Below are 25,107 nucleotides of genomic sequence, written 5' to 3'. Positions count from 1 at the left end.
CGAACCCTCATCCTACACTAACGCTGGCGAACGGCCTTTTATGCCACGAAGCCGATCTTCTTATGCGTATTGTCACAAAACGGCTTGTTGGCCGAGTGGCCGCAGCGGCAGAGGAAGGTGCGCTGCGTGCGGTCGATCGTGTGGCCGGTGCCGGTGACGATCTCGACATTGCCTTCCAGCTTGAGTGGGCCGTTGGTGGTCGGCGTCACTTTCAGCGGGCCGTTGCGCGCTTCGAGCGCCGGCATGTCCTTCAGCGGCGGTTCGCCGGTGGCGGTGAAGCCGGCCTTGCTGTGGCTGCCGTCGCAGAACGGCTTGTTTTCCGACGCGCCGCAGCGGCACAGCGTGGCGCGAAAGAAGGTTTCGCCGTCGAGCACGATCTCGGCATGCACGGCAAGCGGGCCGTTTTCACGCAGCCGCACGGTGTTGACCACCGGCGGCTGTTCCTGCGGCCCGCCATCCTTCCTGACATAGGTGATGGCACCCGACGGACAGCTTTCGGCGATGGCGACAATCTTTTCGACACTGGCCGCGTCGGGATGGATCCATTGCCCCGGCGCATTGGGCACGAAGACATGCGGGTCGCCGAGCACGCAATTGCGCGAATGGATGCAGCGCTTGCCGGAAAAGCCGACGTCGATCTTCTCACCCTCGACCGTGCCTGCCATTGCCGTGCTCCTCTCGCCTGGGGCGCGGCGCGGCTGAACCGACGCGGCGCGCTTTGGGTATCGGCACAGGCTATCGCTCCCATGGGGGAGACCGTCAAGCTGGCAAACCGATCAGGGGACGAGATTGATCTCCTCGGTCTCGCCGCCGCTGCAGGTGTAGCAGCAATCCTCGCATTTTTCCTTGTTGCCGGGGCCGACGCCCCAATAGGTGCCCTCGTCCCCATCGACCCAGGCGCCGTAGCAGATGGATTCGCCTTCGTTGCAGGAGATCGGCAACGACTTGGTCTCGCCGTCATCGAGATAGAAGTCCTTGCCGTTGCCCGGCCAGACATAATCGCGATCCTGGCTGTAGAGCTCAAGGCGCATGGCGTTGGGATGGCTGTTCTTGATGGCAAAGGTGACGTCGCCGGCATGGGCGGCTGGTGCAAAAAGGATGGCAAGCGAGAACGCGGCGGCAAGCCGGCGCGCTGGTATGAAAGACATGGAAACCCCCGATGAAGAATCGGCCCCCACGGCCGATGGGGTCATCATGCCATGACGGGGGCCGGTGCTAAAGGGGGATGACGACAATCCCTGATAGAATCGCGGGAGCTAAACGACCAACCGGCGTCATTGCAGGCTTCGCCCTATCGTTGCCAGAACGGCAGCTTGGCGATCTCTTCATCGACCTCCCGCCTGGTCAGGCCGATATCGTCGATCAGATGCGGATTGACTTCCGAGATCCGCTTGAGGTCCCAGCGATAGCGTGTCTGTTGACGCCAGGCCGCGATGGTGTTCCGCAAGGTGGCAAGGCTGTAGCGCCGGCGCGATGTCTGCCCCACGCGCGCTCCACACCGCACTGCCTGATGCGGGGCCGAAGCAAAGATATTGGTCATGACAACCTCCATATGTTTTGGCGCCCACAGGCTTGAGAATGGGCGGCCTTTGATCTGAACGAGGTTGAATTCTGCAGGATATGGAGGGCGCCGTAATTAAGCCCTGCCAAATAGTTCTCAAAAGTTCCAAACAGGCGCTAACGCGTTGTTTTGACGCCATTCCCTGGGGAGGCGCCGCGCGCTTTCCCCGATGAAACCGCCTCACACTTTTCGCGGAATTGCTCTATAGATGCGCCCTATGCAGGGATCGCGCTTTGCCTTTGGTCCGTTCGTGCTTGATCCGGGTGCGGGAACGCTGCTTCGGAACGACGATCCTGTTGCTGTCGGCTATCGTGGGCTGAAGCTGCTTGCCGCGCTCGTCGGACGGCCCGGCGAAATCCTGGAGAAAGCCGAGCTGATGGATGCGGCGTGGCCGGGAACGGCGGTCGAGGAAGGCAACCTCACCGTCCAGATCGCGCAGCTGCGCAAGCTGCTTGGTCCGCCCGCCGATGGCGGAGAATGGATATCGACGGTTCCGCGCGTCGGCTACCGCTTCACGGGCGCCATCGAAAAGCTCGACCGGGCAAAGCGTAAACCCTTGCCGCTGCCCGACAAGCCATCGATAGCGGTGCTGCCTTTCGTCAATCTCAGCAACGACCCCGAGCAGGAGGCCTTCGCCGACGGGTTAACCGAGGATCTGATCACCGACTTGTCCAGGGCCCCGGGCCTGTTCGTCATCGCCCGCAACTCGACCTTTGCCTACAAGGGCAAGGCGATGGACGTGCGCGCGATCGCCGAGGAGCTTGGCGTGCGCTATCTGCTGGAGGGCAGCGCCAGACGCGCCGCGGGGCGCGTGCGCATCAACGCCCAGCTGGTCGACGCGATAAGCGGCGAGCATCTGTGGGCCGAACGCTTCGATCGCGGCCTGGACGACATATTTGCCGTTCAGGACGAGGCCACGGCCAAGATCGTCGAGGCGCTGCTCGGACGGCTGCGGGCGCCGCCGCCACGCAACCGGCCGACAAATCTCGAGGCCTACGATCTGTGCGTGCGGGCGCGCAAGCTGATCGACGAATCACCACAGACGGCAAGGGAAGCGCATCTGTTGCTGACGCGCGCGGTGTCTCTCGACCCGGACTACGCCGAGGCTCATCGCTGGCTTGCCATGAACCATTGGATGGGATGGGTGCATTGGGGCGAGCCGGTCGACCCCAACCGTCGCATCGCGCTGGAACTGGCGCGCAAGGCCGTGGCGATCGATCCCAACGATGCCGGCTGCCGTTGGGTGCTCGGCAATCTGCTCGCCTATGAGCACAGTTTCGAAGAGTCGGAAGCCGAATTCGCCAAAGCGTTCGAACTCGACCCGAACGAGGCCGACGCCTGGGCGACCTTGTCCGACATCGCGGTGCTGGCCGGACGAGTCGAGGAAGGCCTCGAGCACATCCGCAAGGCGTTCCGGCTCAATCCCTATCCGGCAAGCTGGTACTATCTGACGCTCGGCGAAGCACAATATGCGGCGCGCGACTACGAAGCCGCCGTCGAGACCTTGCGCCGGGAGGAGACTTACCGGACGAGCTCACGCCGTTTCCTGGCGGCGAGCCTGGCGCAACTCGGCCGGCTCGACGAGGCGCGGGCCGAGGTCGAAATGTTCCTCATCGGCAACCCGCACTTCACGACCAGCTACTGGGTCTGGACGGAGCCATTCCGCGACACCGCGATGCGCGATCATTTCGTCGACGGTTTTCGCAAGGCGGGCCTTCCCTAGAGCAATTCCTGACCGAAACCATTTCACAATTTCCCGGAATTGCTCTGGTGACGCCCGGCCAATCACGGCACCAGATCGATCGTCTCGGTCGTGTGTTCCACGCAGATGAAGCAGCAGGTGTCGCAAGGCTGGTCGTTATCAGGCCCGACGCCGGCCGAGATCCGGTCATTGCCGTCGACCCAGGCGCCATAGCAGATGCGCTCACCCTGATTGCAGGAAAGAGGCACCGATTTCTGGGAATTCGGGTCGATCAGGAACACCTTGCCGTTGCCCGGCCAGACGGTCTCGCGGTCGCGGCTGAACAGCTCGACCGCTACCGCTTCCTTGCGCAGGTTCTTGACGAAGAAGGCCATGTCGGCGGCCTTGGCCGAGGTCGTGCAGACGAGCGCCGCGAGCACGGCCATACGAAACAGCGTCACGGTCGGACCTCCCGAATCACCACCGCAGAATCGCATGACCGCCCATGCCTGTCGCTTCGCTTTTGGAACTATTTCACGGAAGAACCTTCCGCCATGATCTGCCGCCCCAGCCGCACCATTTCGCCGACCAGAAGATCGAGATCGTCGCTCCTTGTGCGGTGGTTGGCGATCGCCACGCGCAGCCAGTGCTCGCCATGCACCGTGGTGTCGGAAAGGACGGCGATGCCCTTTTCCTGCAGCCGCAGCATGATCTCGGTGTTGAGCGCCTTCAGTGCCTCGCCGGTGACGCCGGGCTGGTAGCGGAAGCAGACGATGTTGATGGTCGGCGCCATCGCCAGCTCCAGCAGCGGCTCGGCCTCGATCAGCCCGGCGAGATAGGAGGCCTGCGCGATGTTCTGGTCGATGAGGCGGCCGAATTTATCGGCGCCATGTTCCTTCAGCGCCATCCAGACTTTCAGCGCGCGAAAACCGCGCGAGGTCTGCAGGCCGTAATCGTGCAGCCATTCGCCGGAGGCGAGGCCGCGCGGCGTCGATTCCAGATATTCCGGCGTCACCGCGAAGGTCCGGCGATGCGCGACGGCGTCCCTGACCAGGGCGCAGCCGACCTCGAACGGCGCGTGCAGCCATTTGTGCGGATCGAGCGCGACGGAATCCGCCCATTCGATGCCGGCGACGCGATGCGCATTGTCGGGCGCGATCGCGATCAGCGCGCCGATGCAGCCATCGACATGGAACCATAGGCCTTCCTCATGCGCCAGCTTGGCGAGCGCCCGCAGATCGTCGATCGCCCCGGTGTTCACCGTGCCGGCATTGCCGATGACGCAGGCCGGCTTGAAGCCGGCTTCGCGGTCTTCAAGGATCGCCGCCCGCAAGGCCGGTATGTCGATGCGCAGGTCGGCATCCGTCGGGATGCGCCGTAGCGCCCGGTTGCCGAGGCCGAGTGCTTCCATCGCCTTGCGGTGGCAGGAATGGATCTGGTCCGAGCCATAGAAGCGCAGCGGCTTTTCGATTGCGGCGACGCCGTGCTCGCGCACGTCGATGCCGGCCTTGGTGTTGCGCGCCACGGTCAGGCCGATGATGTTGGCCATCGAGCCGCCGCTGACCAGCGTGCCGGAGGCGGAAGCGGGAAAGCCCAGCATCTGCTTGCACCAGTTCACCACCTGGCTGTCCATCAGCCCGGCGGCGTGGTTGCCGCCGCCGAGATTGGAACCCTGGATCGCCGCCAGGAAATCGCCGAGCGCGCCGGTGAAGTTGCTCGACCCCATGTACCAGGCCCAGAAGCGCGGATGGATGTTGCCCATCGGATAGGACATCACCGTGCGCGACACCTCGCCGTAGACGGCAGCCAGCGGCGCCGGCGATCGCGGCAAGGGTGCCGCGAAGGCTTCTCGCACCTCCGCCGGCATCTCGCGCCAGGCCGGGCGGTCCCTGATGTCGCTGAGGTAATCGACAGCATCATCGATGACCTGGTGCGACAGGGCTTGCACTGAGGCCCAGTCGGCGGGGTCGAGCGTTTCCTCGGCGGCCACGCCGAGGGTTTCCTGCGCGATGTCCATGACCGGTCTCCGTCAAGCCGCCGGGAACTGGCAGCCGGGCGTCGAGCGCGACAGCGCCATCTCCTCGGCATCCATCTCGGCCTCGATGCCGTCGAACAGCGGCGTCGACATGTAGCGCTCGCCGGTGTCGGGCAGCATGCACAGGATCACCGATCCGGCCGGCGCCTTTTCCGCGACCTGCCGCGCCACGGCGAAGGTGGCGCCGCCGGAAATGCCGGTGAAGATGCCCTCCTTCTGCGCCAAGGCCTTGGCCCACTTCATGCCTTCGGGTCCGGTAATCGGCACCACCTCGTCATAGAGGCTGGCGTCGATGGCTTCCTGCAGCACGTTGGGGATGAAGTCCGGCGTCCAGCCCTGGATCGGATGCGGCTCGAAGGCCGGGTGGCTGGCGGCAGGGGCGCCATGGGCACCGCGCTGCTGCGCCTTGCCGCTGCCGACCAGCTGCGCGTTGGCCGGTTCGGAGAGCACGATGCGGGTCTCCGGCCGCTCGCGGCGCAGCACGCGCGCCACGCCGACGACCGTGCCGCCGGTGCCGTAACCGGTGACGAAGCAGTCGAGCCGCGAGCCGGCGAAATCATTGATGATCTCGCGCGCCGTGGTGGCCTCGTGGATGGCGGCGTTCGCCGCCGTCTCGAACTGCCGGGCGAGGAACCAGCCATTGGCCTCGGCCAGTTCCACCGCCTTCTTGTACATGCCAAAACCCTTTTCGGCGCGTGGCGTCAGCACCACCTTGGCGCCGAGCATGCGCATCAGCTTGCGGCGCTCGACCGAAAAGCTGTCGGCCATGGTGACGACCAGCGGATAACCCTTCTGCGCGCAGACCATGGCCAGCCCAATGCCGGTGTTGCCGCTGGTTGCCTCGACCACCGTCTGGCCGGGCTTCAATGCGCCGCTACGCTCGCCCTGCTCGATGATGTTGAGCGCCAGCCGGTCCTTCACCGAGGCGGCGGGGTTGAAGAACTCGGCCTTGACGTAGATCGTCGCATGGGCCGGTGCCAGATTGTTGATGCGGATCACCGGCGTGTCGCCGACGGTGTCAAGAATGCTGTCGAACAGGCGGCCGCGTCCGGCGGTGGTTCTGATTTTCTGTCGATTCAACATGTTTTGATCTCCTCGATCGTGTTCATCTTCACAGGCCGGTTACAAACCGGCGGCTTGGGCGGCGAGGTTTCGAGACATGGCCGCGCTAGGACTGACATGCCGACGATGCGGCAATGACGGTATCCGGCGCGAGATTCGCCCCGGATGCGCCGTGTCACGTTTGGTGATACAGCAAGGGTCGACGGGCCAGCGTGGGAGCAGGCGTGGAAACGCACGTGGAATCCGCACCATCGAGGCTGGAGGCTGACAGGCCGATCCTGTCCTTACGCCTGCTCGGACCGCTGGAAATCCTGCGCGACGGCGTGCCAGTGGCGCTGCCGGCATCGCGCAAGTTGCGCGCGCTCCTGGCCTATCTGGTGCTGGCGCCGCACGCCGTGGGCCGTGGCCGCCTGTGCGAGTTGCTGTGGGATGTGCCCAACGACCCCCGCGGCGAATTGCGCTGGTGCCTGAGCAAGCTGCGCGCCGCCCTCGACACGCCGGACCGGCGTCGGGTCATCACCCCAGGCGATACGGTCGCGCTCGATCTCGAAGGCTGCCATGTCGATGCGCTGGAGATCAGCCATGCCGCCGCGCAAGGGATCGCTACGCTTGATGTGGAGCGGCTGCAGGCGCTGGCAGGACTCTTCGCCGGCGATCTGCTCGACGGGCTGGAGCTGGAGCGGAGCCCGCTTTTCGACGGCTGGCTGGTCGCCCAGCGCCGGCGTTTTCACGCATACCACGCCGCCGTGCTGGAACAGCTTGCCGCAAACCATCCGGCGGGCTCGCCCGAAATGTCCACGCATCTCGATAAATGGGTCGAGCTGGCGCCTTTCGACACGCGCGCTCATCTGGCCTTGCTATCCAATCTGGCCGAGCGCGGGGCTATCGGCGCGGCCGAGGAGCATCTGGCGTCGGCTGCTCGCCTATTCCAGTCGGAAGAGCTGGATTTCGCCCCGCTTCGCGCGGCCTGGCAGGCCATCCGCCATCAACAGTCAAGCAGCCCGCTCAAGTCACAGCCGGCCGGCCTTTCCACACTGCCGCAATTGGTGGTCACAGCGGATGACGTGGCCACGGTCGAGCCAAGCCAGGCGTCGCTGGCGGTGATGCCTTTTGTCGAGGAAAGCGGCGGGCGTGGCGGGCTCGCCGACGGTTTCACCCACGACATCATCACCCGGCTTGCCAAGCTTAGGGATTTCTTCGTCATCGCACGCGGATCGGTTTTCGCGCTGGCCGAGAAAGCCATGGCACCCGAGGAGGCAGGCAGAAAGCTTGGCGTCGACTATGTCGCCACCGGCACGGTGCGCAGCCTGACCGGCCGCCTGATCGTCAGCGTCGAGCTGGTCGAGGTGCGCACGGCCAGGATTGTGTGGGCCGAAACCTTCGAGCGGAGGCCCGACGACCTCTTTGCCGTGCTCGACGATATCGGCGACAGCATCGTGTCGTCGATCTCGGCCGAGATCGAAACGGTCGAGCGCAACCGCGCCATGCTGAAGGCGCCCAACTCGCTCAATGCCTGGGAAGCCTATCATCGCGGCCTCTGGCACATGTACCGCTTCACCCAGGCCGAGAACGAGCAGGCGCGGCATTTCTTCGACAAGGCCTTGCAGCTCGATCCGACCTTTGCCCGCGCCTATGCCGGCCTGTCCTTCACCCACTGGCAAAATGCCTTCCAGCGCTGGGGCGACCGCGACCGGGAAAGCGCGCTGGCCTATGAGAGCGCCGGCCACAGCCTGCTGGTCGACGATCACAATCCGGCCGCGCACTGGGCGATGGGCCGGGCGCTGTGGCTGCGCGGCGAGCAGGACGGGTCGCTCTCCGAACTGGAGCGGGCGGTGGATCTCAGCCCGAATTTCGCGCTTGGCCATTACGCGCTGTCCTTCGTCCACTCGCAGTCGGGTGACCCGCAGGCGGCGATAAGCTCGTCCGACCATTCGCGGCATCTCAGCCCCTTCGACCCGCTGCTGTTCGGCATGCTGGGGTCGCGCGCCATGTCGCATGTCCGGCTCGGCCAGTTCGAGGAGGCGGCCGAATGGGCGCTCAAGGCGGCGGCGCGGCCCAACGCGCATACCATCATCCTGGCGATCGCCGCGCACTGCCTGGCGCTTGCCGGCCGGCTCGAGGAGGCGCGCGGCTTCGCCGCCGCGATCCGCAGGACATTGCCTGATTACCGTGCCGACGATTTCATCGGCACCTTCCGCTTCGACCCCGATGCCGAGGCGCTGTTCCGGCAAGGCGCGAGGCGCATTGGGCTCAGCTGATTTCGCGCTTGCGGCCCCGTTAACGAAGTCGGAAGGAGTTGCTTAACAGTTCACCTCTATGTGACCCCTCGGGGGGTCCATGGCAAAGTGAGTATGATGAGCGACAGCCCCGACAAGCGCAGCAACGAATGGCGCGCCATTCTTCATGTACAGGCCCGTGTCGCTGTCCTGTTCGTTCCGGTGGTGGCCAGCCTGCTGCTCATAGCCGCGCTTGCCGGCAATGACCGCAAGTCCGTTCCGGATGTCGACCGGACCGTTACCGGATCCGTGCGATAAACGGAGCGGCTCCGAGCCGCTTGCGGGAAGCCCCGAACCGGTGCCATGTATTAACAAGAGGTCCGTCAGCTCTTCGAGGCGGATGCCATGTAGGGGCGCCGGGCGGCTGGCGTGCGCTATCGGGGCATCATCGTCGGCGTTAAGGTCGCCAATGGCTCCGAGAACGAATGAATGGGCGCGAACGATCAAGCGCGACGTGCATGCGCTCTACCTCGCCGCGCGCGATCCCCGAACGCCGTGGTACGCCAAGGCGCTTGCTATGTGTGTCGCGGGCTACGCCTTGTCGCCAATCGATTTGATTCCCGATTTCATCCCCGTGGTTGGCTACCTCGACGATGCGGTCCTGGTCCCCTTGGGCATCCTTGCCGTGGTCAAGATGATACCGCCCGAGGTCATGGCAGAACACAGGGCGGCCGCCGCCCTCGCCATCGATAGGCCGGTGAGCCGCGGCGCGGCGCTGATCATCGCCTGTATCTGGGTCGCTTCGGTGGCGCTGGCGGGATGGCTGGGGTATCGGTACTTCGCGGGCTGATCCTGAAGAGCCGTCCCGTCGATCGCGTTCTGCACGCGTCCGTTGGCGGCCTAAAGAACTTTGGTCACCAGATTGTCCAGCCGGGAGTTCTCGCGGTAAGCCAGTCGTACCACGTGGCTGGTTGTGAGGTGGATTGTTGAAACCCGTCGATGAACACCGCATCCATCAGATCTTCGAAGTCAGCGTATGGCTGAAGGGCGCGCATGCCCTGATCGAATGCATCGGCGGGCTTCTGCTCTATGTCGTCACCACCGATACCATCGCCTCCTGGGTCAATGCCCTCACCGCGGAAGAATTGATCGAAGATCCGAACGATTTCATAGCTGGGCATCTGTCGCAGATGGCAAGCCATTTTTCTATCGCCAGCAAAGAGTTCTACGCCTTCTACCTGCTCAGCCACGGCCTGATAAAGCTTGCCCTGGTTGTCGGGCTTTTGAGAGGCAAGCTCTGGTCTTACCCGGCCTCGCTCGCGGCCTTGGGCCTGTTCATGATCTATCAAGTCTACCGCTACTCATACACCCATTCACCCGGCCTGCTGGTCCTGACCGTCTTCGATGCGGTCGTGATGGTGTTGATCTGGCATGAGTGGAGGGTCGTGCGACAGCACAAGCCGGCATGACGGTGCCGGCACAAGGTGGACCGACGGTAAACGCTGCTGCTGTCCGGCCACAAACGCCTGATTGCAAGGCGCGCCTGCTTTGCCGGCGGAACCGCGTGCCGCGTCGAACATTGTCTTCCAGGACAGCCCTGGAGGACATCATGACCCGAGCCCTCGACGTCAACGAAAACACCGAGCAAAATCCCGAGGGTCCGCCGCAACCGCAGACCGGCGACGATCTCAGGAAAAAGAAGGTCGAAGGAAAGGCCTTCCAGGTGAATGAGAACAGCGTCGACAATCCGGCACGCGCGCCCGTGACGCCAAAGCGGGACTGATCGCGAGATCGGCAGTATCGGGCGGAAACTTGGCCGCGTGCGCGGCGCCTCAATAAAACCTTGGGATCGGCCCGTTCTGCGGCGTCGTGCGGTCGCCGAGGTCGAGAAAGACCTCGTCGACATAGCACCAGCCCCAGCCTTCCGGCGGATCGTAGCCCTCGATGACGGGATGGCTGGTGGCGTGGAAATGCTTTGTCGCGTGGCGGTTGGGCGAGTCGTCGCAGCAGCCGACGTGTCCGCAGGTGCGGCAGAGCCGCAGATGCACCCACCACGAGCCGCTCTTCAGGCATTCCTCACAGCCGAGCGCGCTCGGCGTCACATCCTTGATCCCGGCCGCATGCTTGCATTCGTCCGCCATCACTCTCTCCTGAAATATCTCTTCGTTGAAGCGTGATCTTCTTCCGAAAACCGGTTGCCACTTTTCGGGATCATGCTTTGAGGCGTGACGGCGGGGCTGCCGTCCCGCGCGAGATAGGCATGCAAGGCCGCGACCACCTGGGCACCTTCGCCGACGGCGGCCGCGACGCGCTTGACCGAGCCGCAGCGCACGTCGCCGATGGCAAACACGCCGCTGCGGCTGGTCTCCATCAGGCCATGCTCCGGTCCGAGCTCCGATCCGGTGCGGACGAAGCCCTTGGCGTCGAGCGCCACATTGCATTGCGCCAGCCAGTCGGTGTTGGGATCGGCGCCGATGAACAGGAAGAGGTGGCCGATTGGTCGTGTCGTCTCCTGCCCGCTGACACGGTTGCGCCAGCGGACAGTGGCAAGATTGCCTTCCTCGCCCTCCAGCGCCTCGATTTCGGTCTCGGTCAGCACCTCGATGTTCGGCTGCGCCTTGATGCGCTCGACGAGGTAGCGCGACATCGAGGCATCGAGGCTGCCGCCGCGCGCCAGCAGCGCCACCTTGCGCGCATGGCTGGCGAGATAGACGGCCGCCTGCCCGGCCGAATTGCCGGCGCCGACCAGCGCCACCTCCTGCCCGGCGCAAAGCCGGCCTTCGATCGGCGAGGCCCAATAGTGGACGGACGTTCCCTCGAACTGCGACAAATTAGCGACATCGAGGCGGCGATAGCGCGCGCCGCTGGCGATCACCACGCTGCGGGTGCGCACCGTCTCGCCGTCGCCGACATCGAGCAGGTAACGGGCGCCCGAATTGTCGGTCGCGGCACTCAAAAGCTTCGCCTCGTCCGGGATCACCATTTCGACGCCGAATTTCTGCGCCTGGTTGTAGGCGCGCGCCATCAGCGCCATGCCGGTGATGCCGGTGGGGAAGCCGAGATAGTTCTCGATGCGCGAGGAAGCGCCGGCCTGGCCGCCGAAGGCCCGGCAATCGAGCACGATGGTCGACAGCCCTTCGGAGGCGGCATAGACCGCCGCCGCCAAGCCCGCAGGCCCGGCGCCGACAATGGCGACATCATACAGCGTATCGGCATCGATCGGCCGCAGCAGGCCGATGCAGCGGGCGAGGTCCTTCTCACCGGGATTCATCAGCAGCCTGCCGTTCGGGCACAGCACGACCGGCAGATGGTGCGGGTCGACATCGAAACGCTCGACCAGGGTTTTGGCGCAAGGGTCGCTGCCGGAATCGAGCACGCGGTGCGGCTGGCCGCTGCGAGCCAGGAAGCCCTGCAGCCGCAGCACGTCGGCATTGCCTGATGGTCCGATGATGATCGGCCCGCTTGTGGCGCTTTCCAGGAGCCCTACGCGGCGCAGGATCAGCGCCCGCATGATGCGCTCGCCGAGATTGGCCTCCTGCACCATCAGGTCGCGCACCCGCCGCGAGGGAATGACGAAGGCCTCGACCGGCTCGGCGGCCTCGGCATTGACCAGCGAGGGCCGGGCCGAAAGCTGCGCCAGCTCGCCGACGAAGCTGCCGGGGCCGTGGGTGACGATCGTCTCGCGCCGGCCAAGACCATCCTGCGTGATATCGACCTTGCCCGACAGCACGACGATCAGACCCGGCGCGACATCGCCGGCCCTGATGATGTGCTCGCCGGCCGCATAGGCGCTGGCCTCGCCGAAACGGCGCATGTGGTCGATGTCGGCCTCGCTCAGCGTGGGAAACGCCTGGTCGCGACGGGCGCCGAAGATCGCGGTGCTGGATTGAGACATGGCCGCAAGCGTAGCGAAGCCGCGGCCCGGTTTGAAGTGGTTTGTTCAGCGCCTAGCCGCGAGGGCAGGTTTGGTTGACGGCCGCCGTCGTCCCGTTCGTTTCGAGGTGACGACTGGAGGCTCAAGGATCGGTGCTGTCGACGGTGCCGGGGCCTGACAGCCAATTGTCAGGTGGATCGTGAGACATTGTTTCCGAATAGCCGCGAAGCCGATTCGCCGGCACGGGATTCAAGGTGAAACGAGCCCATGAAACAGATTGCCCTGTCACTTTTCGTGATCGCGTCTTCGGGCGCCTATGTATGGGACCAGGCAGGCAAGGGTCCTGCCGGCGACATGATCGACACAGCGGGTTCCGCCAATGCGGCCGAGGACAGTGTGGTGCAGCCCCCAGCTCCGGCCAGCCCCGTTCGAACCGATCCCACTCCAGCGCCTGCGCCGCCATCGCCTGGGATCCGCCAGCAGAGTGTGCGGTTCGATCCTCCTGCACCCAAGCCAACATCGGTCGGCGACGAAACCACCGCCGCGATCTCGGCGCCCACCCCGAAGCAGCAGGCGATAAAGCCGCCGCTCTCATCCAGCCCTCCGCAGCTTTCTCAAGCGCCCGCAGCCCAGCCCGAACAGGCGCCAGTTCAAATTGGCGCCGATGCCGCGCCACGGACGGCATCCTTCACCATAACCCCGGCCGTCTATATCCCCATTCCCCAGCCGAGGCCGGACTATCCGCAAGCACCCGCCCGCGTCTTCAAGGCCGCCATGAAGCTGGCTGTGAGCCCCAAGCCGGCGGGGCACGGCTTTGCCGACGGTACCTACACCGGTCCTGCCGCCGATGCCTATTACGGCCTCATCCAGATTCAGGCCTCCATCCAAGGCGGCCGTCTCACGGCGCTCAAGGTGCTGAAATACCCGAATGACCGCCGCACCTCGGTCAGCATCAACAGGCAGGCGCTGCCGATGCTGCGTGACGAGGCGATCAGTGCGCAGAGCGCCAATGTCGACATCATTTCGGGCGCCACGCTGACCAGCAAGGCCTTCATCCAGTCGCTTGGCGGCGCATTGAAGAAGGCATCGTCCTGATCGATGCGCGACACGAGGATCTTGATGGGCATGCCCATCACCGTCGACATCGCCGGTGCCTCGGGTGCGACCCTTGTGGAAGCGGTCTTCGATTATTTCGAGCACATCGACCGCCGCTTCAGCACCTACAGGACCGACAGCGAGATTTCGGCCATCAACCGGGGTGATCTTCCGATCCGCGACTGGAGCGCCGAAATGATGGAAGTGATGGCGCTTGCCGCACAGACGAAAAACCAGACGGACGGATATTTCGACATCCGCAAGCCCGACGGATCGCTGGACCCGTCCGGCATCGTCAAGGGCTGGGCCATCCGCAATGCCGCCGGGATCGTTCGCCGGGCCGGCGTCGGCGATTTCTTCATCGAGGCGGGCGGCGACATCCAGTCCTGCGGCCGAAATGCTTCGGGTCTCGACTGGAGCGTCGGCATCCGCAATCCCTTCAATGCCGAAGAGATCATCAAGATCGTCTACCCGCGAGGACACGGCGTCGCCACCTCCGGCACCTATGTGCGCGGGCAGCACATCTACAATCCGCTCGGAGCCGATCCGATCACCGAAATCGTCAGCCTGACCGTCATCGGCTCGGATGTGTTGGAGGCCGACCGTTTCGCCACCGCCGCCTTCGCCATGGGCCGGCAGGGCATTCTCTTTCTCGAACAGGCGCCTGGCCTCGAAGGCTACGTCGTCGACAGCAACCGTCGGGCCACGCCGACGAGCGGCTTCGGAGCTTTTTGCCAGCCATGATCAAGACCATCGACCGGCTTCTCGACCATCAGACCATGTACCGGCTGGTCCTCTATTACCTGATCGCCCTGCTGGGCACGGCCTTCGTGCTCGGTTTCCTCAAACTGGTGCCGCATGACCCGGTCATGCTCGCCTTCACGACGGGGCTGATGCTGGCAGCCTGCTGGATCGCCAACAGGGTTTTTGCCGCCGTCTTCAAGGTTCCGGCCAACAACGAGTCGGTCTACATCACCGCCCTCATCCTGGCGCTCATCCTCGATCCGGTGGCCGCCACGGACCTCAAGGGGATATGCGCGGTGGTATTCGCCTGCGTCTGGGCGATTTCATCCAAGTTCATCCTCGCCATCGGCGGGAAACACCTGTTCAATCCCGCGGCGCTGGGCGTGGCGCTGACCGCGCTGCTGCTCGACCAGCCGGCCACCTGGTGGGTCGGCGGCAATTTGCCATTGCTTCCCGTCGTGCTTCTTGGCGGCCTTCTCATGGGGCGCAAGCTGCGCCGGCTCGATCTGGTCGCCACCTTCGGTGTCGTCGCGCTGGCGACAATCCTGGCAACCACCGAGCCGTCGCAATACGCTGCCGCGCTGACGGAGACACTGGGCTCGTCGCCGCTGCTGTTCTTCGCCTTCGTGATGCTGACCGAGCCGCTGACGGCGCCGACGACACGGTGGCCACGCATCGCCTTCGCCGCCATCGTCGGCTTCCTGTTCGCGCCCAACATCCATGTCGGCTCGTTCTATTTCACGCCGGAACTGGCGCTTCTGACCGGCAATCTGTTTGCCTACGCCGTGAGCCCGAGAGGACGCCTCGTGTTGACGCTCGAGCGCATCGAGCAATCGGCGGTCGACAGCTATGATTTCATCTTCAGGTCACCGCGAAAGCTTGCCTTCCAGGCTGGACAATATCTGGAATGGACACTTGGGCTCGACCGATCGGACAGTCGCGGCAACCGCCGCTATTTCACGGTGGCGTCGGCGCCCACGGAGCAATCCATACGGCTCGGCGTCAAGTTCTACCCGCAATCGAGCGCCTTCAAGCGAATGCTGGGCGCGATGAAGCCGGGCAGCACGATCCACGCCTCCCAGCTGGCCGGCGACTTCACCTTGCCGGCCAATCCCCAAACCAAGATTGCCTTCCTGGCCGGCGGCATCGGCATCACGCCATTCCGCTCGATGCTGCAATATCTCATCGACAGCCATGAAAGGCGGCCCATCGTCGTCCTCTACGGAGCAGAGACCCAGCAGGACATCGCCTATCGCGACGTGCTCGGCGCGGCGAGACGGGAACTGGGTATAAGGACGGTGCTTGCCGTGGCCCGGGGGGCCGAGCGGGGCCAGTATCCCGGCTATATCGACGCGCGCCTGGTGCGCCTGGCCATTCCCGACTATCTGGAGCGGACCTTCTACATTTCCGGCCCCCAGGCCATGGTCAAGGCGCTGCGCGACACGCTGCTGGCCATGGGTGTTCGCCGCTCGAAGATAAAGGTCGACTATTTCCCCGGCTTTGCCTGAGTGTCGATCAACCCTGGCGGGGGAGGGTGATGGTCACGACCAGGCCGGGATCGGCGTTGGCCATGGTCAGCCGCCCGCCATAGGCTTCGACAATGTCCGAGACGATGGCCAGGCCCAGCCCGCTGCTGCCGCCCTTGCTGTCCAACTGCACCCCGCGCGACAGGGCGGATTCCCGGTCGGCATCGGGGATGCCCGGGCCGTCGTCGGCGACGGCTATGGACACCTCGCCGCCGGTTGCCCACGCATTGACCTTGACCGAGGATCTCGCGAAGCGCGCGGCGTTCTCCACCAGATTGCCGAGGATTTCCGAAAGGTCGCCCTCGTCGACCGGCGCCATGAAATCGTCCGCGACGTCGACCAGGAACGAGAGCTGCTTGCCGCCCGGCGTGCGCTTGATGACGGCGATGACGCCGGCCGCGGCTTCCCTGACGCGGCAAGATGCCTTGCCGGAAACGCCGGGCGCCAGACGGGCGCGCGCGAGTTCGCGCTCGACATGACGTCGGATCGCTCCAGCGCTCTTCTCGATCTCGTCGGCCAACTCGGTTTCGCCCTTCCCGCGCAGGGCCCGGATGTCGGCCGACAGCACCTGTAGTGGCGTTTTGAGGCCATGCGCCAGGTCGGTGGCGCGCGACCGGGCGCGTGCAAGGGCCTTCTCCTGCGCATCGAGGAGGCGGTTGATTTCGTCGGCGAGCGGCTGCACCTCGCTCGGCGCCGCCACGTCCAGTCGCGCCGTCCGCTGCGCGATCACGTTTCGAACGGCGACCCGCAGGCTTTCCAGCGGCGCGAGGCCAACGGTGATCTGGACGAAGAAGGCCGCCATGAGGGCGGCGGCGAGCAGGATGAGCGCCGGGATGAGATCGCGTACATATTCGCGCACCGACACTGTGACGCTGCTATGATCTTCCGCCACGATGGCGCGAAACGACCGGCCGTCTGCATCGGTTATGGTGCGCACGACGGCTACGGTGAGTTCGTCGCCAGGCCCCTTGAGCTCCTCGATCGTTCTCAGTTCGCCGCTCGCGCCTTGGCCGGGCAATGCAAGCTTTGCGTCCCACAACGAACGCGAGCGCACCAGGCCATGGCTGGCCAGGTCTTCCACCTGCCAGTAATGACCCGACAGCGGATTGGTGAAGCGCGGGTCGGTCAGGCCCGGGGCGACCGAAAGCTGGCCGTTGGCCGCGAAGCTGGTCGCGCCGATCAGTTCATTGAGATCGGCGGTCAGTTCGCCGACGATACGCCTCTCGACATTCAGCTCGAACAGATAGCGTAGCCCGACCCCGGCGATGGCAAGGGCGACGAGGATCGAAATGGTGGCCGCCGACCAAAGCCTGAAGCGGATCGAATTGCCCATCAGGACGGCTCGTCGGGTACGAAATATCCGAAGCCGCGCCGAGTCTCGATGACGTCGTTGCCGAGCTTGCGGCGCAGGCGCGCGACAATGACCTCGATTGTGTTCGGATCGCGATCATTGCCGGAATCGTAGAGATGCTCGGCGAGTTCGGTCGGCGCCACCACGCGCCCGGCATGATGCATCAGGAACGCCATCAGCCGGTATTCCAGCGGCGACAGTGCGACGGGAACGCCGCGCAGCGAAATGCGCATCTGGCGCGTATCGAGGACCAGCGGTCCAGATTTCAGCACCGGTGCCGCCTGGCCTGTCGAACGGCGAAGGATCGCGCGCAGCCGCGCCAGCAGCTCGTCCATTTCGAACGGCTTGGGCAGGTAGTCGTCGGCGCCCGCGTTGATGCCTTCGACGCGCTCGGTCCAAAGGCCCCGTGCCGTCAGGATGAGGACGGGAAAGCGGCGCGTGTTGGCCCGCCAGCGCTTCAGCACCGTCAGGCCATCGAGTTTCGGCAATCCGAGATCGAGGATCGCCGCGTCGTAATTCTCGACGTCGCCCGCGAACCACGCGGCCTCTCCGTCGCGCACGGTATCGACGGCCATCCCCGCGGCCTTGAGCACTGCCGCGATGTCGCCCGCGATGCGCGGCTCGTCTTCGGCAAGGAGTATTTTCATCAATCACCACCCCTGTCGCGCATCAGCACGCCGGCGCCGGCGTCGACGTCAACGATCCTGCGGCGTCCGTCAGGGGCGACGACCTGGAAGCGATAGACCCAGCGGTCGCCAATCCGGATGAAATCGACGGCCACGATGTCGCCGGGAGCATCGGCGTGAACCACGCCCAGTATATTGGCCAAGCCCTTTATTTCGCCACGCTCGTAAAGGTCCCGCGCCCGGTCGTGATCGCCGTCGTCATCCTCGTCCGCGCGGGCGTGGAACGGTCGAAGCAGGACAAGCCCGACCAGGCTCGCCGTCGCCAGATGTTTCAGTATCGGTTTCATCCAAGGGCCATGCAGCAGACCTTGTGTTTCAATCCGGCTCGTCACCTGGCCAGTCTCCTGGCCCACAAACACGACAAAGGGCATCGCCCGCCGACGTTTGACTCGCGATCAGGGGCCACTTGTCCCCGGCAGCATACGCTTGAGCACCTCGTCCCGGCGGACATAGTGATGCCAGAGCGCAGCCGCCGCATGCAGGCCGGCAAGGATAAGGATCAGATTGGCGCAGAGGCTGTGCAATTCTCTTATGGTTCGGGCCGTGGCGCTGTCCGCGGAGACCGGAGCGGGGATGGTGAAGAGGCCGAAGAAACTCAAGGCGTCGCCCCTGTACCAGGTCACCAGGATGCCAAGAACCGGAATGGCCACAAGCAGCCCGTAAAGCACGAGATGCGCGACCTTGGCCACCCATCGTTCCAGCTCCGACATTTCCCGCGGCAGACCCGGGGTTCCCAAGATCAGGCGCAGGCCAATGCGGATGACGACCAGCGCAAACAGCAGCATCCCGAACGAGATATGGAACCACCAGACGAGTGCCCGGCCGGGGTCGTTGCGTGGAAAGATATCCGCGACATAAGTCAGGCCGTAAAGGCCGATAACCAGCAGAAACACGGCCCAATGAATGGCCTTCTGTGCGCTTGTGTAGGTAGGATTCATGCAGGGCTGTCCAATTTCGAATGTTTCTAAACTAGCCGCGATCATGTCAAAGCTTTGTCAGGTCCCTTCGACGGCAATCGAGGGGGCCGTGACGGTTCCCCCGACGAGAGCGGTCCTGGAACCGGGCTTTGGCGATCGTGACCTAGTGGGACATTGGCTGGAGGAACCTGTCAATTCGCTGACAGTCGGACACCGGACAACGCCGATATGCCGGACAAAGAAAAAGCCCGGACGAACCGGGCTTTTTCTTTGGGTCTCTGAACCATCGAACGGTTCGAAACGGGAATTTGGTGCCCAGAAGAGGACTCGAACCTCCACTCCTTGCGGAACACGGACCTGAACCGTGCGCGTCTACCAATTCCGCCATCTGGGCTGGTGCGGGCTCATGTAAGCGGGCAAGCGATTGCTGTCAACGCGCTTTTTGGACCATGCCGCCGAAAGCTGGAAACACAGCTTTGGCAAAAGCGCCACGTTCCAGCCAGGGCCTGGATTTCCACTTGCCGGCTCAGCAAGCGTCAGCTCTCCAGCACTTCCTTCGACGCCACGGTAGAATCGGCGTTCAGCTGGTAGATGACCGGCACGCCGGTGCCCAGTTCCAGCTTGACGATCTCCTCGCCCGACTTGCCGTCCAGCGCCATGATCAGTGCGCGCAGCGAATTGCCGTGCGCGGCGACCAGCACGGTGCCGCCGCGCAGCACGTGCGGCTGCAGATCGTGCAGGTAGTAAGGCCAGACGCGGGCGCCGGTGTCCTTCAGGCTCTCGCCGCCGGGCGGCGGCACGTCATAGGAGCGGCGCCAGACATGCACCTGCTCCTCGCCCCATTTCTTGCGGGCATCGTCCTTGTTGAGGCCGGAAAGGTCGCCATAGTCGCGCTCGTTGAGCGCCTGGTCGCGGATGGTCTTGAGATCGCTCTGGCCGACCGCGTCGAGAATATGCTGGCAGGTCTTTTGCGCCCGGCTCAGCGCCGAGGTGAAGGCGATGTCGAACTTCAGGCCGCGCGCCTTGAGTTTCTGCCCGGCGGCCTTGGCCTCGGCATGGCCCTGCTCGGTCAGGTCGACGTCACGCCAGCCGGTGAACAGGTTCTTCAAATTCCATTCGCTCTGGCCATGGCGCACGAGCACGAGGGTTCTCGACATGTTTGCTCCTTCAGATTGGCAAAATTGGCAGATTGGCCGCTTCAGCTCAGGCCGAGCACGTCCCGCATCGAATACAGTCCAGGCTTCTTGCCACGGGCCCACAGCGCCGCCTTGACGGCGCCGCGCGCGAAGATGGCGCGGTCCTCGGCATGATGGGACAGCGTGATGCGCTCGCCGGTGCCGGCCAGGATGACGCTGTGGTCGCCGACCACCGAGCCGCCGCGCAGCGTGGCGAAGCCGATCGACCCGGTTTTTCGCACACCCGTATGGCCGTCGCGTGAACGCACATCGTTGCCGGCGAGCGCAATGCCGCGCCCGGCGGCGGCGGCTTCGCCGAGCAGCAGTGCCGTGCCCGACGGCGCGTCGACCTTGTGCTTGTGGTGCATCTCCAAAATCTCAATGTCGAAATCGTCGGCGTCGAGCGCGCGTGCCGCCTGTTCGACCAGCACCGCCAGCAGATTGACGCCGAGGCTCATATTGCCCGACTTGACGATCATCGCGTGGCGCGCCGCGGCCGCGATCCTGGCATTGTCGTCGGCTGAGCAGCCGGTGGTGCCGATGACATGGACGATGCGCGCCTGCGCCGCGTAGCCGGCGAATTCGACGGACGAGGCCGGCGTGGTGAAGTCCAGCACGCCGTCGGCCTTGGCGAAGACCGGCAGCGGATCGTCTGATATCGGCACGTTGATGATGCCTATGCCCGCGAGCTCACCGGCATCCTTGCCGAGATGGGGCGAATCCGCGCGCTCGACCGCGCCGATGACGCGGGCGCCCGGAATGGTGTGGATGGCGCGGATCAGCGTCTGGCCCATGCGGCCGGCTGCCCCCACCACCACAAGGCCCATATCGCCTGCTTCGCTCATGTGCTCCTCACCGCCGTCTTTTTCGCACGCGTGGCCCGGACCGGAGTTTGGATCGGCTTGCTGTCATCGACAAGCCCCAGACCCTTCTTGCCCTGCACCCGGTGGAACCGTGCATAGACACTGTGCTGGTCGGCCATCAGCTCGGCATGCGTGCCTTCCTCGACCACCCGGCCCCGTTCCATGACGACGATGTGGTCGGCATTGACCACCGTCGACAGGCGGTGGGCGATGACGATGGTGGTGCGTCCTTCCATGACATGGGTCAGCGCTTCCTGGACACGCGCCTCCGCCTCGTTGTCGAGCGCCGAGGTCGCCTCGTCGAGCAGCAGGATCGGCGCCTGGCGCACGATGGCGCGGGCGATCGAGACGCGCTGGCGCTGGCCGCCGGACAGCGTCGCGCCGTTCTCGCCGACCGGCGTGTCGTAGCCTTGCGGCTGCTGGCGGATGAACTCGTCGGCCGCCGCCTGGCTTGCCGCGCGCTCGATCTCGGCGTCGGTGGCCGAGATACGGCCGTAGCGGATGTTGTCGCGAATCGTGCCTTCGAACAGATAGGGCGACTGCGAGACATAGGCGATCGAGCCGCGCAGCGACTGTTTGGTGACCTTGGAAATGTCCTGGCCATCGACCTCGATGGTGCCGGACTCGACGTCGTAGAAACGCTGCAGCAGCGCCACCAGCGTCGTCTTGCCGGCGCCCGAGGCCCCGACGATGGCGGTCATCTTGCCGGCGGCTGCGACGAAGCTCAGCTCCTGCAGCACCGGTGTCTCCTCGACATAGCGGAAGGACACGTTGTTGAAGCGCACTTCACCCGACGTGAAGTGTGCCTCGACGGCATCCGGCGCGTCGCCCTGCTGCGGCTTGAGGTCGAGCAGTTCGTAGATCATGCGGGCATTGACCAGCGCGCGCTCCATGCCGACCTGCATGCGCGCCAGGCGCCGGGCCGGATCGTAGGCCAGGATCAGCGCGGTGATGAAGGAGAACACCGCGCCCGGCGGCTGGCCGAGAACGAGTGCCCGGTAGCCGGAATAGGCGATGACGGAGGTGACGGCGAGGCCGGCCAGCATGTCGGAAATCGGCGCCAACCGCTCCGAAACGCGGGCGATCTTGTTCGAGCGCTGTTCGGCCGTGTCGGCCAAGGCGCCGATGCGGCTCGCCAGCTGGTCCTCCATGGTGAAGGCCTTGACGATGGCGATGCCTTGCGTGGCTTCCTGGACGGCGCCGATGAGCCGGGAATTGATCAGCACGGATTCCCGCGTGATACGCCGCACGCGACGCGTCAGGTAGACGACCGCCCAGATCAGCGGCGGTCCGATCAGCAGCGAACTCAGCGATAGAACCGGATCCTGGTAGATCATGATGCCGACAAGGCCGACCAGGGTCACCGCGTCGCGGGTGATGGATGTCAGCGTGATCGACAAGAGGTCGCGGATGCCGCCGACATTCTCGTTGACCTGCGCCGCCAGCCGGCCGGAGCGCGTATCGTTGAAGAAGCCGACGCCGAGCTTCATCAGATGGTCGAAGATGCGTTTCTGGTAACGCGCAACCAGATTGTTGCCGATCGTGGCCAGCGCCACCGCCTGGCCGTAGCCGGCGAAACCGCGCACCAGGAAGGCCGCCATGATCCCGGCGCAAATCCACACCACCAGGTCGCCGCGCCGTTCGTAGAAGATCTGGTTGACGATCGGGCTCATGATCCAGGCCGTGAAGGCCGTCGTGCCCGACACCAGCAGCATGCAGGTGATGGCGACGACATAGGACCGGCGATGATCGCGGCCGTTTTCGGAGAGGATGCGGCGCAGCACGGCGTTGACTTCGCCAACGCTGGCTTTCTGCTTGTTTGGAGCTTGAAGTGTCAAATCGGGAGCTTCGTGGGTTTTTCGCCTGGGGCCGGGCTGCAATTCGGCACTCCTCTTAGCGCCATGCGGCCGGCTTGCCTATGCCCGCGGCTGATTAACTTCGTCGCGGGCGCCCCGACGCTTCGCGCCGAGGGTTCAGGCCTGCCAGCGCCGGCCGGCCGTCTGGACGCCGAACAGCGACGGGTTCCTGGCATAGGCGGCAAGGCCGAGAAGGGCCGCCAGCGGATGGGTGATGACATAGACGGGCATGGTGCGCATCAGCGCGCTGTGCGGTGCCTTGTCCTCGAAGGCGGCGCGGAAATTGCCCTCCTTCAGCGCCGGCACGATTTTTTGGGCGATGCCGCCGGTCAAGAACACGCCGCCACGGCTCATGAACACCAGGGCAAGATCGCCGGCGGTGCGCCCAAGGCAGGTGACGAAGGTCTCCAGCGCTTCCTGCGCCACCGGATCGGTCTTGGCCAGCGCCGCGCCGGTGATCTCGGCCGGCGTGGTGAAAGGCGCCGGCTTGCCGTCCGCCTTGGCGACAGCCCGGTAGACGTTGACGAGGCCGCGCCCGCACAGGATCTGTTCGCCGGAAATGCGGCCCTCGAGCTTCTCGATATGCGGGAAAACCTCGAAATCGCGCGGCGTGCGCGGACCGATGTCCATATGGCCGCCCTCGCCGGGCACCGGGATCCAGTGGTGCAGCGCATGGACCAGCCCGGCGACACCGAGCCCGGTTCCGGGCCCGAGCACGACGCGGCCGGCATTGGGCTCCGGCGTGCCGCCGCCGATCTTTTCCATATGCTCTTCGCCGAGCGCCACGACGGCCAGCGCCTGCGCCTCGAAATCGTTGAGCACGACGATGTCGCTCAAGCCGACATTGGCGAACATCTGCTTCGGCTTGACGACCCACGGGCAATTGGTGAGTTCGATCTCGTCGCCGTCGACCGGACCGGCCACCGCCAGCACCGCCGAATTGGGGCGGACCGACGAGCGGTCGAGCACCGCCGCCTGAATCGCCTCGTCGATCGTGTTGAAACTTGCGGTCTGGACGATCTGCGGCTCGGTCGGTTCGGAATTGGCGTCAAGCACGATCGAAAAGCGCGCATTGGTGCCGCCAATGTCGCCGATCAGGATCGGAAACCGCAACGACGTGTCGGTATCGCTTACGCTTGGCATGCTCTCGTCCGTCCCCGGCGCCCCCTGACGGCGTGTCGCCGTTCCTCCGTTGACTAGCGCATGAGTTTGAAAAGGGAAACGGTTTTCGAACCCGTCGGTGCGCAGAGAGGGGTTCTGCGGCCAAACGGCCACTATTTCCCGAAAACGGCTGGCTAAACCGATTGAGCCGACCGGTGGCGCGGAGGCAATCAGTTCGCGGGCGGTCGAGGCCTTGGCACCGGCGCGCCCATTCTGGGGGTCGCGGCGAATGCATTTGCCGCGCTCGGCAAATCGCCGCTATCGCTGGCCGGGGTGGCGGGCCCGGACGGCGCTGCCGGTTCGGGTGCCGCGGCCGCGACCGGCACGGCGCCGCCGTGATAGGTCGCCGCCTCGGCTGACACCGGCCCCGGCGCGTCGAGCACGGCGCGGCATTCCTTGGGCAGGTTGGCCATCGTCATCACGTCGCGGGCCTTCGGCGCATCCGGGTTCTTGTTGGGCCGCCACGGTTCTTCGGTGAACCACCAGGCCAGCGGCTTGCCGCAGCCGTCATCATCCGGCGTCGCCTCCTGCGCCTTGCAGTCGGGCGAGCCCGGCTGGCAGCCGATGCGCATGTGGAAATGATAGTCGTGGCCCCAGAACGGCCGGATCTTGCGCAGCCAGCTACGGTCGCCCTTGACGGTGTCGCAGAGCTTTTTCTTGATGCCGGGATTGACCAGGATGCGTTCCACCTCGGGGTAGCTCGCCGCCCGCTTCAAGAGCGCCGTGTGCTGGGGCGTCCACAGCGCGTCCTTCACCAGATGGGTCTTCTCGTCGACCATCAAGGTGGCGCTCATCGATTCGCGCTGCGCCCTGGTCATGGCGCGGTCAGGCATCGGCGTCAGCCAGATGTCGGCATCGAGCCCGATCTGGTGCGAGGCATGGCCTGTCATCATCGGGCCGCCGCGCGGCTGCGAAATGTCGCCGATCAGAAGGCCCGGCCAGCCGTCGGCGGCGGCGTCGCGCGACAGTTTCTCGATCAGCGCGATCATCGCCGGGTGGCCCCAGCGACGGTTGCGCGAGGGCCGCATGACCTGCCAGGTCGGGCCGTCCATGGGGATGGCGACACCGCCGGCGAAGCAGCCCTTGGAATAGAAGCCGAAGGATTGCGCGGCGGTCGCGGCCGGCAGTTTTTCGGCGCCGAACAGGTCCTTGGCCCGTTCCTCGGCCGCCGCCGGCTGGATGGCGAGGCCAAGCAAACCGAGCACCGCTGCCAGCAGTGATTTCTTGCCAAGCCGCATCGCTGTCTTCATGAAACCGGATCCCCACCGCAATCCCAAGCCGAATCATAGCACGCCGCGCAGTAT

26 protein-coding genes and 1 tRNA gene are annotated in these 25,107 nt (G+C 65.0%); 9 read left to right on the top strand and 18 right to left on the bottom strand.

Going from position 1 to position 25,107, the window contains the following annotated elements; translation table 11 throughout:
* Positions 1-38 precede the first annotated feature (38 nt).
* The 3 genes from AB4Z43_RS10075 to AB4Z43_RS10065 form a co-directional block, all read right to left on the bottom strand.
* Positions 39-665: a CDGSH iron-sulfur domain-containing protein gene (locus tag AB4Z43_RS10075; protein ID WP_064985346.1), complete on the bottom strand. Its 627-nt coding sequence runs from the start codon at positions 663-665 to the stop codon at positions 39-41.
* Between the two features lie 111 nt (positions 666-776).
* Entirely contained in the window at positions 777-1,148 is a 372-nt protein-coding gene (locus tag AB4Z43_RS10070) for a hypothetical protein (protein ID WP_019862338.1), read from the bottom strand.
* A gap of 143 nt (positions 1,149-1,291) precedes the next feature.
* A complete protein-coding gene (locus tag AB4Z43_RS10065; RefSeq protein ID WP_051726949.1) occupies positions 1,292-1,540 on the bottom strand; it encodes a DUF1127 domain-containing protein in 249 nt (82 codons plus the stop codon).
* Between the two features lie 229 nt (positions 1,541-1,769).
* On the opposite strand from AB4Z43_RS10065, the gene AB4Z43_RS10060 reads away from it, so the two are divergent.
* Entirely contained in the window at positions 1,770-3,284 is a 1,515-nt protein-coding gene (locus AB4Z43_RS10060; RefSeq protein WP_240564570.1) for a winged helix-turn-helix domain-containing tetratricopeptide repeat protein, read from the top strand.
* A 62-nt stretch (positions 3,285-3,346) separates the two neighbouring features.
* On the opposite strand, the gene AB4Z43_RS10055 is transcribed toward AB4Z43_RS10060, so the two are convergent.
* The 3 genes from AB4Z43_RS10055 to AB4Z43_RS10045 all read right to left on the bottom strand — a co-directional run bounded on the left by AB4Z43_RS10055 (position 3,347) and on the right by AB4Z43_RS10045 (position 6,360).
* On the bottom strand, positions 3,347-3,703 hold the full coding sequence (locus AB4Z43_RS10055) for a hypothetical protein (protein WP_027047591.1): 357 nt from the start codon (positions 3,701-3,703) through the stop codon (positions 3,347-3,349).
* Positions 3,704-3,771: 68 nt separating this feature from the next.
* Positions 3,772-5,259, bottom strand: a complete 1,488-nt coding sequence (locus AB4Z43_RS10050) for a pyridoxal phosphate-dependent decarboxylase family protein (RefSeq protein WP_441937230.1) — start codon at positions 5,257-5,259, stop codon at positions 3,772-3,774.
* Positions 5,260-5,271: 12 nt separating this feature from the next.
* Entirely contained in the window at positions 5,272-6,360 is a 1,089-nt protein-coding gene (locus tag AB4Z43_RS10045) for a PLP-dependent cysteine synthase family protein (protein WP_441937228.1), read from the bottom strand.
* A gap of 215 nt (positions 6,361-6,575) precedes the next feature.
* Between AB4Z43_RS10045 and AB4Z43_RS10040 the strand changes: the two genes are divergently transcribed.
* From AB4Z43_RS10040 to AB4Z43_RS10020, 5 genes are all read left to right on the top strand, one after another.
* Complete coding sequence (locus AB4Z43_RS10040; RefSeq protein WP_441937226.1) at positions 6,576-8,597, top strand: transcriptional regulator; 2,022 nt, start codon at positions 6,576-6,578, stop codon at positions 8,595-8,597.
* Between the two features lie 96 nt (positions 8,598-8,693).
* Positions 8,694-8,873, top strand: a complete 180-nt coding sequence (locus AB4Z43_RS10035; protein WP_027047588.1) for a hypothetical protein — start codon at positions 8,694-8,696, stop codon at positions 8,871-8,873.
* A gap of 151 nt (positions 8,874-9,024) precedes the next feature.
* Entirely contained in the window at positions 9,025-9,405 is a 381-nt protein-coding gene (locus tag AB4Z43_RS10030; RefSeq protein WP_441937224.1) for a YkvA family protein, read from the top strand.
* A 136-nt stretch (positions 9,406-9,541) separates the two neighbouring features.
* Positions 9,542-10,024 (top strand): DUF2127 domain-containing protein, encoded by a 483-nt coding sequence (locus tag AB4Z43_RS10025; RefSeq protein WP_441937222.1) that lies wholly within the window; start codon positions 9,542-9,544, stop codon positions 10,022-10,024.
* A gap of 140 nt (positions 10,025-10,164) precedes the next feature.
* Positions 10,165-10,338 (top strand): hypothetical protein, encoded by a 174-nt coding sequence (locus AB4Z43_RS10020; protein ID WP_019862329.1) that lies wholly within the window; start codon positions 10,165-10,167, stop codon positions 10,336-10,338.
* Positions 10,339-10,387: 49 nt separating this feature from the next.
* Here AB4Z43_RS10020 and AB4Z43_RS10015 read toward each other — a convergent pair whose 3' ends face one another.
* Together AB4Z43_RS10015 and AB4Z43_RS10010 are read right to left on the bottom strand one after the other, a co-directional pair.
* Positions 10,388-10,696 carry a UBP-type zinc finger domain-containing protein gene (locus AB4Z43_RS10015; RefSeq protein WP_015314705.1) on the bottom strand — a complete coding sequence of 103 codons (309 nt, stop codon included), beginning with the start codon at positions 10,694-10,696 and terminating at the stop codon, positions 10,388-10,390.
* Complete coding sequence (locus AB4Z43_RS10010; protein WP_202361179.1) at positions 10,696-12,450, bottom strand: FAD-dependent oxidoreductase; 1,755 nt, start codon at positions 12,448-12,450, stop codon at positions 10,696-10,698. Before AB4Z43_RS10010 ends, AB4Z43_RS10015 begins: the two co-directional genes overlap by 1 nt.
* Before the next feature lie 246 nt (positions 12,451-12,696).
* Between AB4Z43_RS10010 and AB4Z43_RS10005 the strand changes: the two genes are divergently transcribed.
* The 3 genes from AB4Z43_RS10005 to AB4Z43_RS09995 are packed head-to-tail and all read left to right on the top strand — an operon-like array spanning position 12,697 to position 15,776.
* Complete coding sequence (locus AB4Z43_RS10005; protein ID WP_441937219.1) at positions 12,697-13,524, top strand: FMN-binding protein; 828 nt, start codon at positions 12,697-12,699, stop codon at positions 13,522-13,524.
* A 24-nt stretch (positions 13,525-13,548) separates the two neighbouring features.
* Positions 13,549-14,268: an FAD:protein FMN transferase gene (locus tag AB4Z43_RS10000; protein ID WP_223217833.1), complete on the top strand. Its 720-nt coding sequence runs from the start codon at positions 13,549-13,551 to the stop codon at positions 14,266-14,268.
* Positions 14,265-15,776 (top strand): RnfABCDGE type electron transport complex subunit D, encoded by a 1,512-nt coding sequence (locus AB4Z43_RS09995; RefSeq protein WP_441937216.1) that lies wholly within the window; start codon positions 14,265-14,267, stop codon positions 15,774-15,776. The genes AB4Z43_RS10000 and AB4Z43_RS09995 overlap by 4 nt, the downstream gene beginning before the upstream one ends.
* Before the next feature lie 7 nt (positions 15,777-15,783).
* On the opposite strand, the gene AB4Z43_RS09990 is transcribed toward AB4Z43_RS09995, so the two are convergent.
* The 10 genes from AB4Z43_RS09990 to mepA all read right to left on the bottom strand — a co-directional run bounded on the left by AB4Z43_RS09990 (position 15,784) and on the right by mepA (position 25,053).
* The gene (locus AB4Z43_RS09990; RefSeq protein WP_019862322.1) at positions 15,784-17,127 is read right to left on the bottom strand and encodes a sensor histidine kinase; all 1,344 of its coding nucleotides are present in this window, start codon (positions 17,125-17,127) and stop codon (positions 15,784-15,786) included.
* Positions 17,127-17,792: a response regulator transcription factor gene (locus AB4Z43_RS09985; protein ID WP_019862321.1), complete on the bottom strand. Its 666-nt coding sequence runs from the start codon at positions 17,790-17,792 to the stop codon at positions 17,127-17,129. The genes AB4Z43_RS09990 and AB4Z43_RS09985 overlap by 1 nt, the downstream gene beginning before the upstream one ends.
* Positions 17,792-18,118 (bottom strand): PepSY domain-containing protein, encoded by a 327-nt coding sequence (locus AB4Z43_RS09980; protein WP_019862319.1) that lies wholly within the window; start codon positions 18,116-18,118, stop codon positions 17,792-17,794. The genes AB4Z43_RS09985 and AB4Z43_RS09980 overlap by 1 nt, the downstream gene beginning before the upstream one ends.
* A 108-nt stretch (positions 18,119-18,226) precedes the next feature.
* Positions 18,227-18,769, bottom strand: a complete 543-nt coding sequence (locus AB4Z43_RS09975) for a cytochrome b (protein WP_019862317.1) — start codon at positions 18,767-18,769, stop codon at positions 18,227-18,229.
* 288 nt (positions 18,770-19,057) lie between these two features.
* Positions 19,058-19,142 (bottom strand) — tRNA-Leu (locus AB4Z43_RS09970).
* A 142-nt stretch (positions 19,143-19,284) separates the two neighbouring features.
* On the bottom strand, positions 19,285-19,905 hold the full coding sequence (locus AB4Z43_RS09965; protein WP_038650980.1) for a 2,3-bisphosphoglycerate-dependent phosphoglycerate mutase: 621 nt from the start codon (positions 19,903-19,905) through the stop codon (positions 19,285-19,287).
* Positions 19,906-19,946: 41 nt separating this feature from the next.
* Positions 19,947-20,768: a 4-hydroxy-tetrahydrodipicolinate reductase gene (dapB, locus tag AB4Z43_RS09960; RefSeq protein WP_019862294.1), complete on the bottom strand. Its 822-nt coding sequence runs from the start codon at positions 20,766-20,768 to the stop codon at positions 19,947-19,949.
* Entirely contained in the window at positions 20,765-22,624 is a 1,860-nt protein-coding gene (locus AB4Z43_RS09955; protein ID WP_441937214.1) for an ABC transporter ATP-binding protein, read from the bottom strand. The genes dapB and AB4Z43_RS09955 overlap by 4 nt, the downstream gene beginning before the upstream one ends.
* A 135-nt stretch (positions 22,625-22,759) precedes the next feature.
* Complete coding sequence (locus tag AB4Z43_RS09950) at positions 22,760-23,785, bottom strand: glucokinase (protein WP_038653604.1); 1,026 nt, start codon at positions 23,783-23,785, stop codon at positions 22,760-22,762.
* Positions 23,786-23,973: 188 nt separating this feature from the next.
* Complete coding sequence (gene mepA / locus AB4Z43_RS09945; RefSeq protein ID WP_069090626.1) at positions 23,974-25,053, bottom strand: penicillin-insensitive murein endopeptidase; 1,080 nt, start codon at positions 25,051-25,053, stop codon at positions 23,974-23,976.
* Between the last annotated feature and the right edge of the window lie 54 nt (positions 25,054-25,107).

It is taken from the genome of Mesorhizobium sp. 2RAF45 (genome assembly GCF_052115225.1).
Lineage (GTDB): Bacteria > Pseudomonadota > Alphaproteobacteria > Rhizobiales > Rhizobiaceae > Mesorhizobium > Mesorhizobium jarvisii.
Note: the sequence above shows the minus strand (reverse complement) of the source record. Positions and strands in the feature narration are given on the sequence as shown.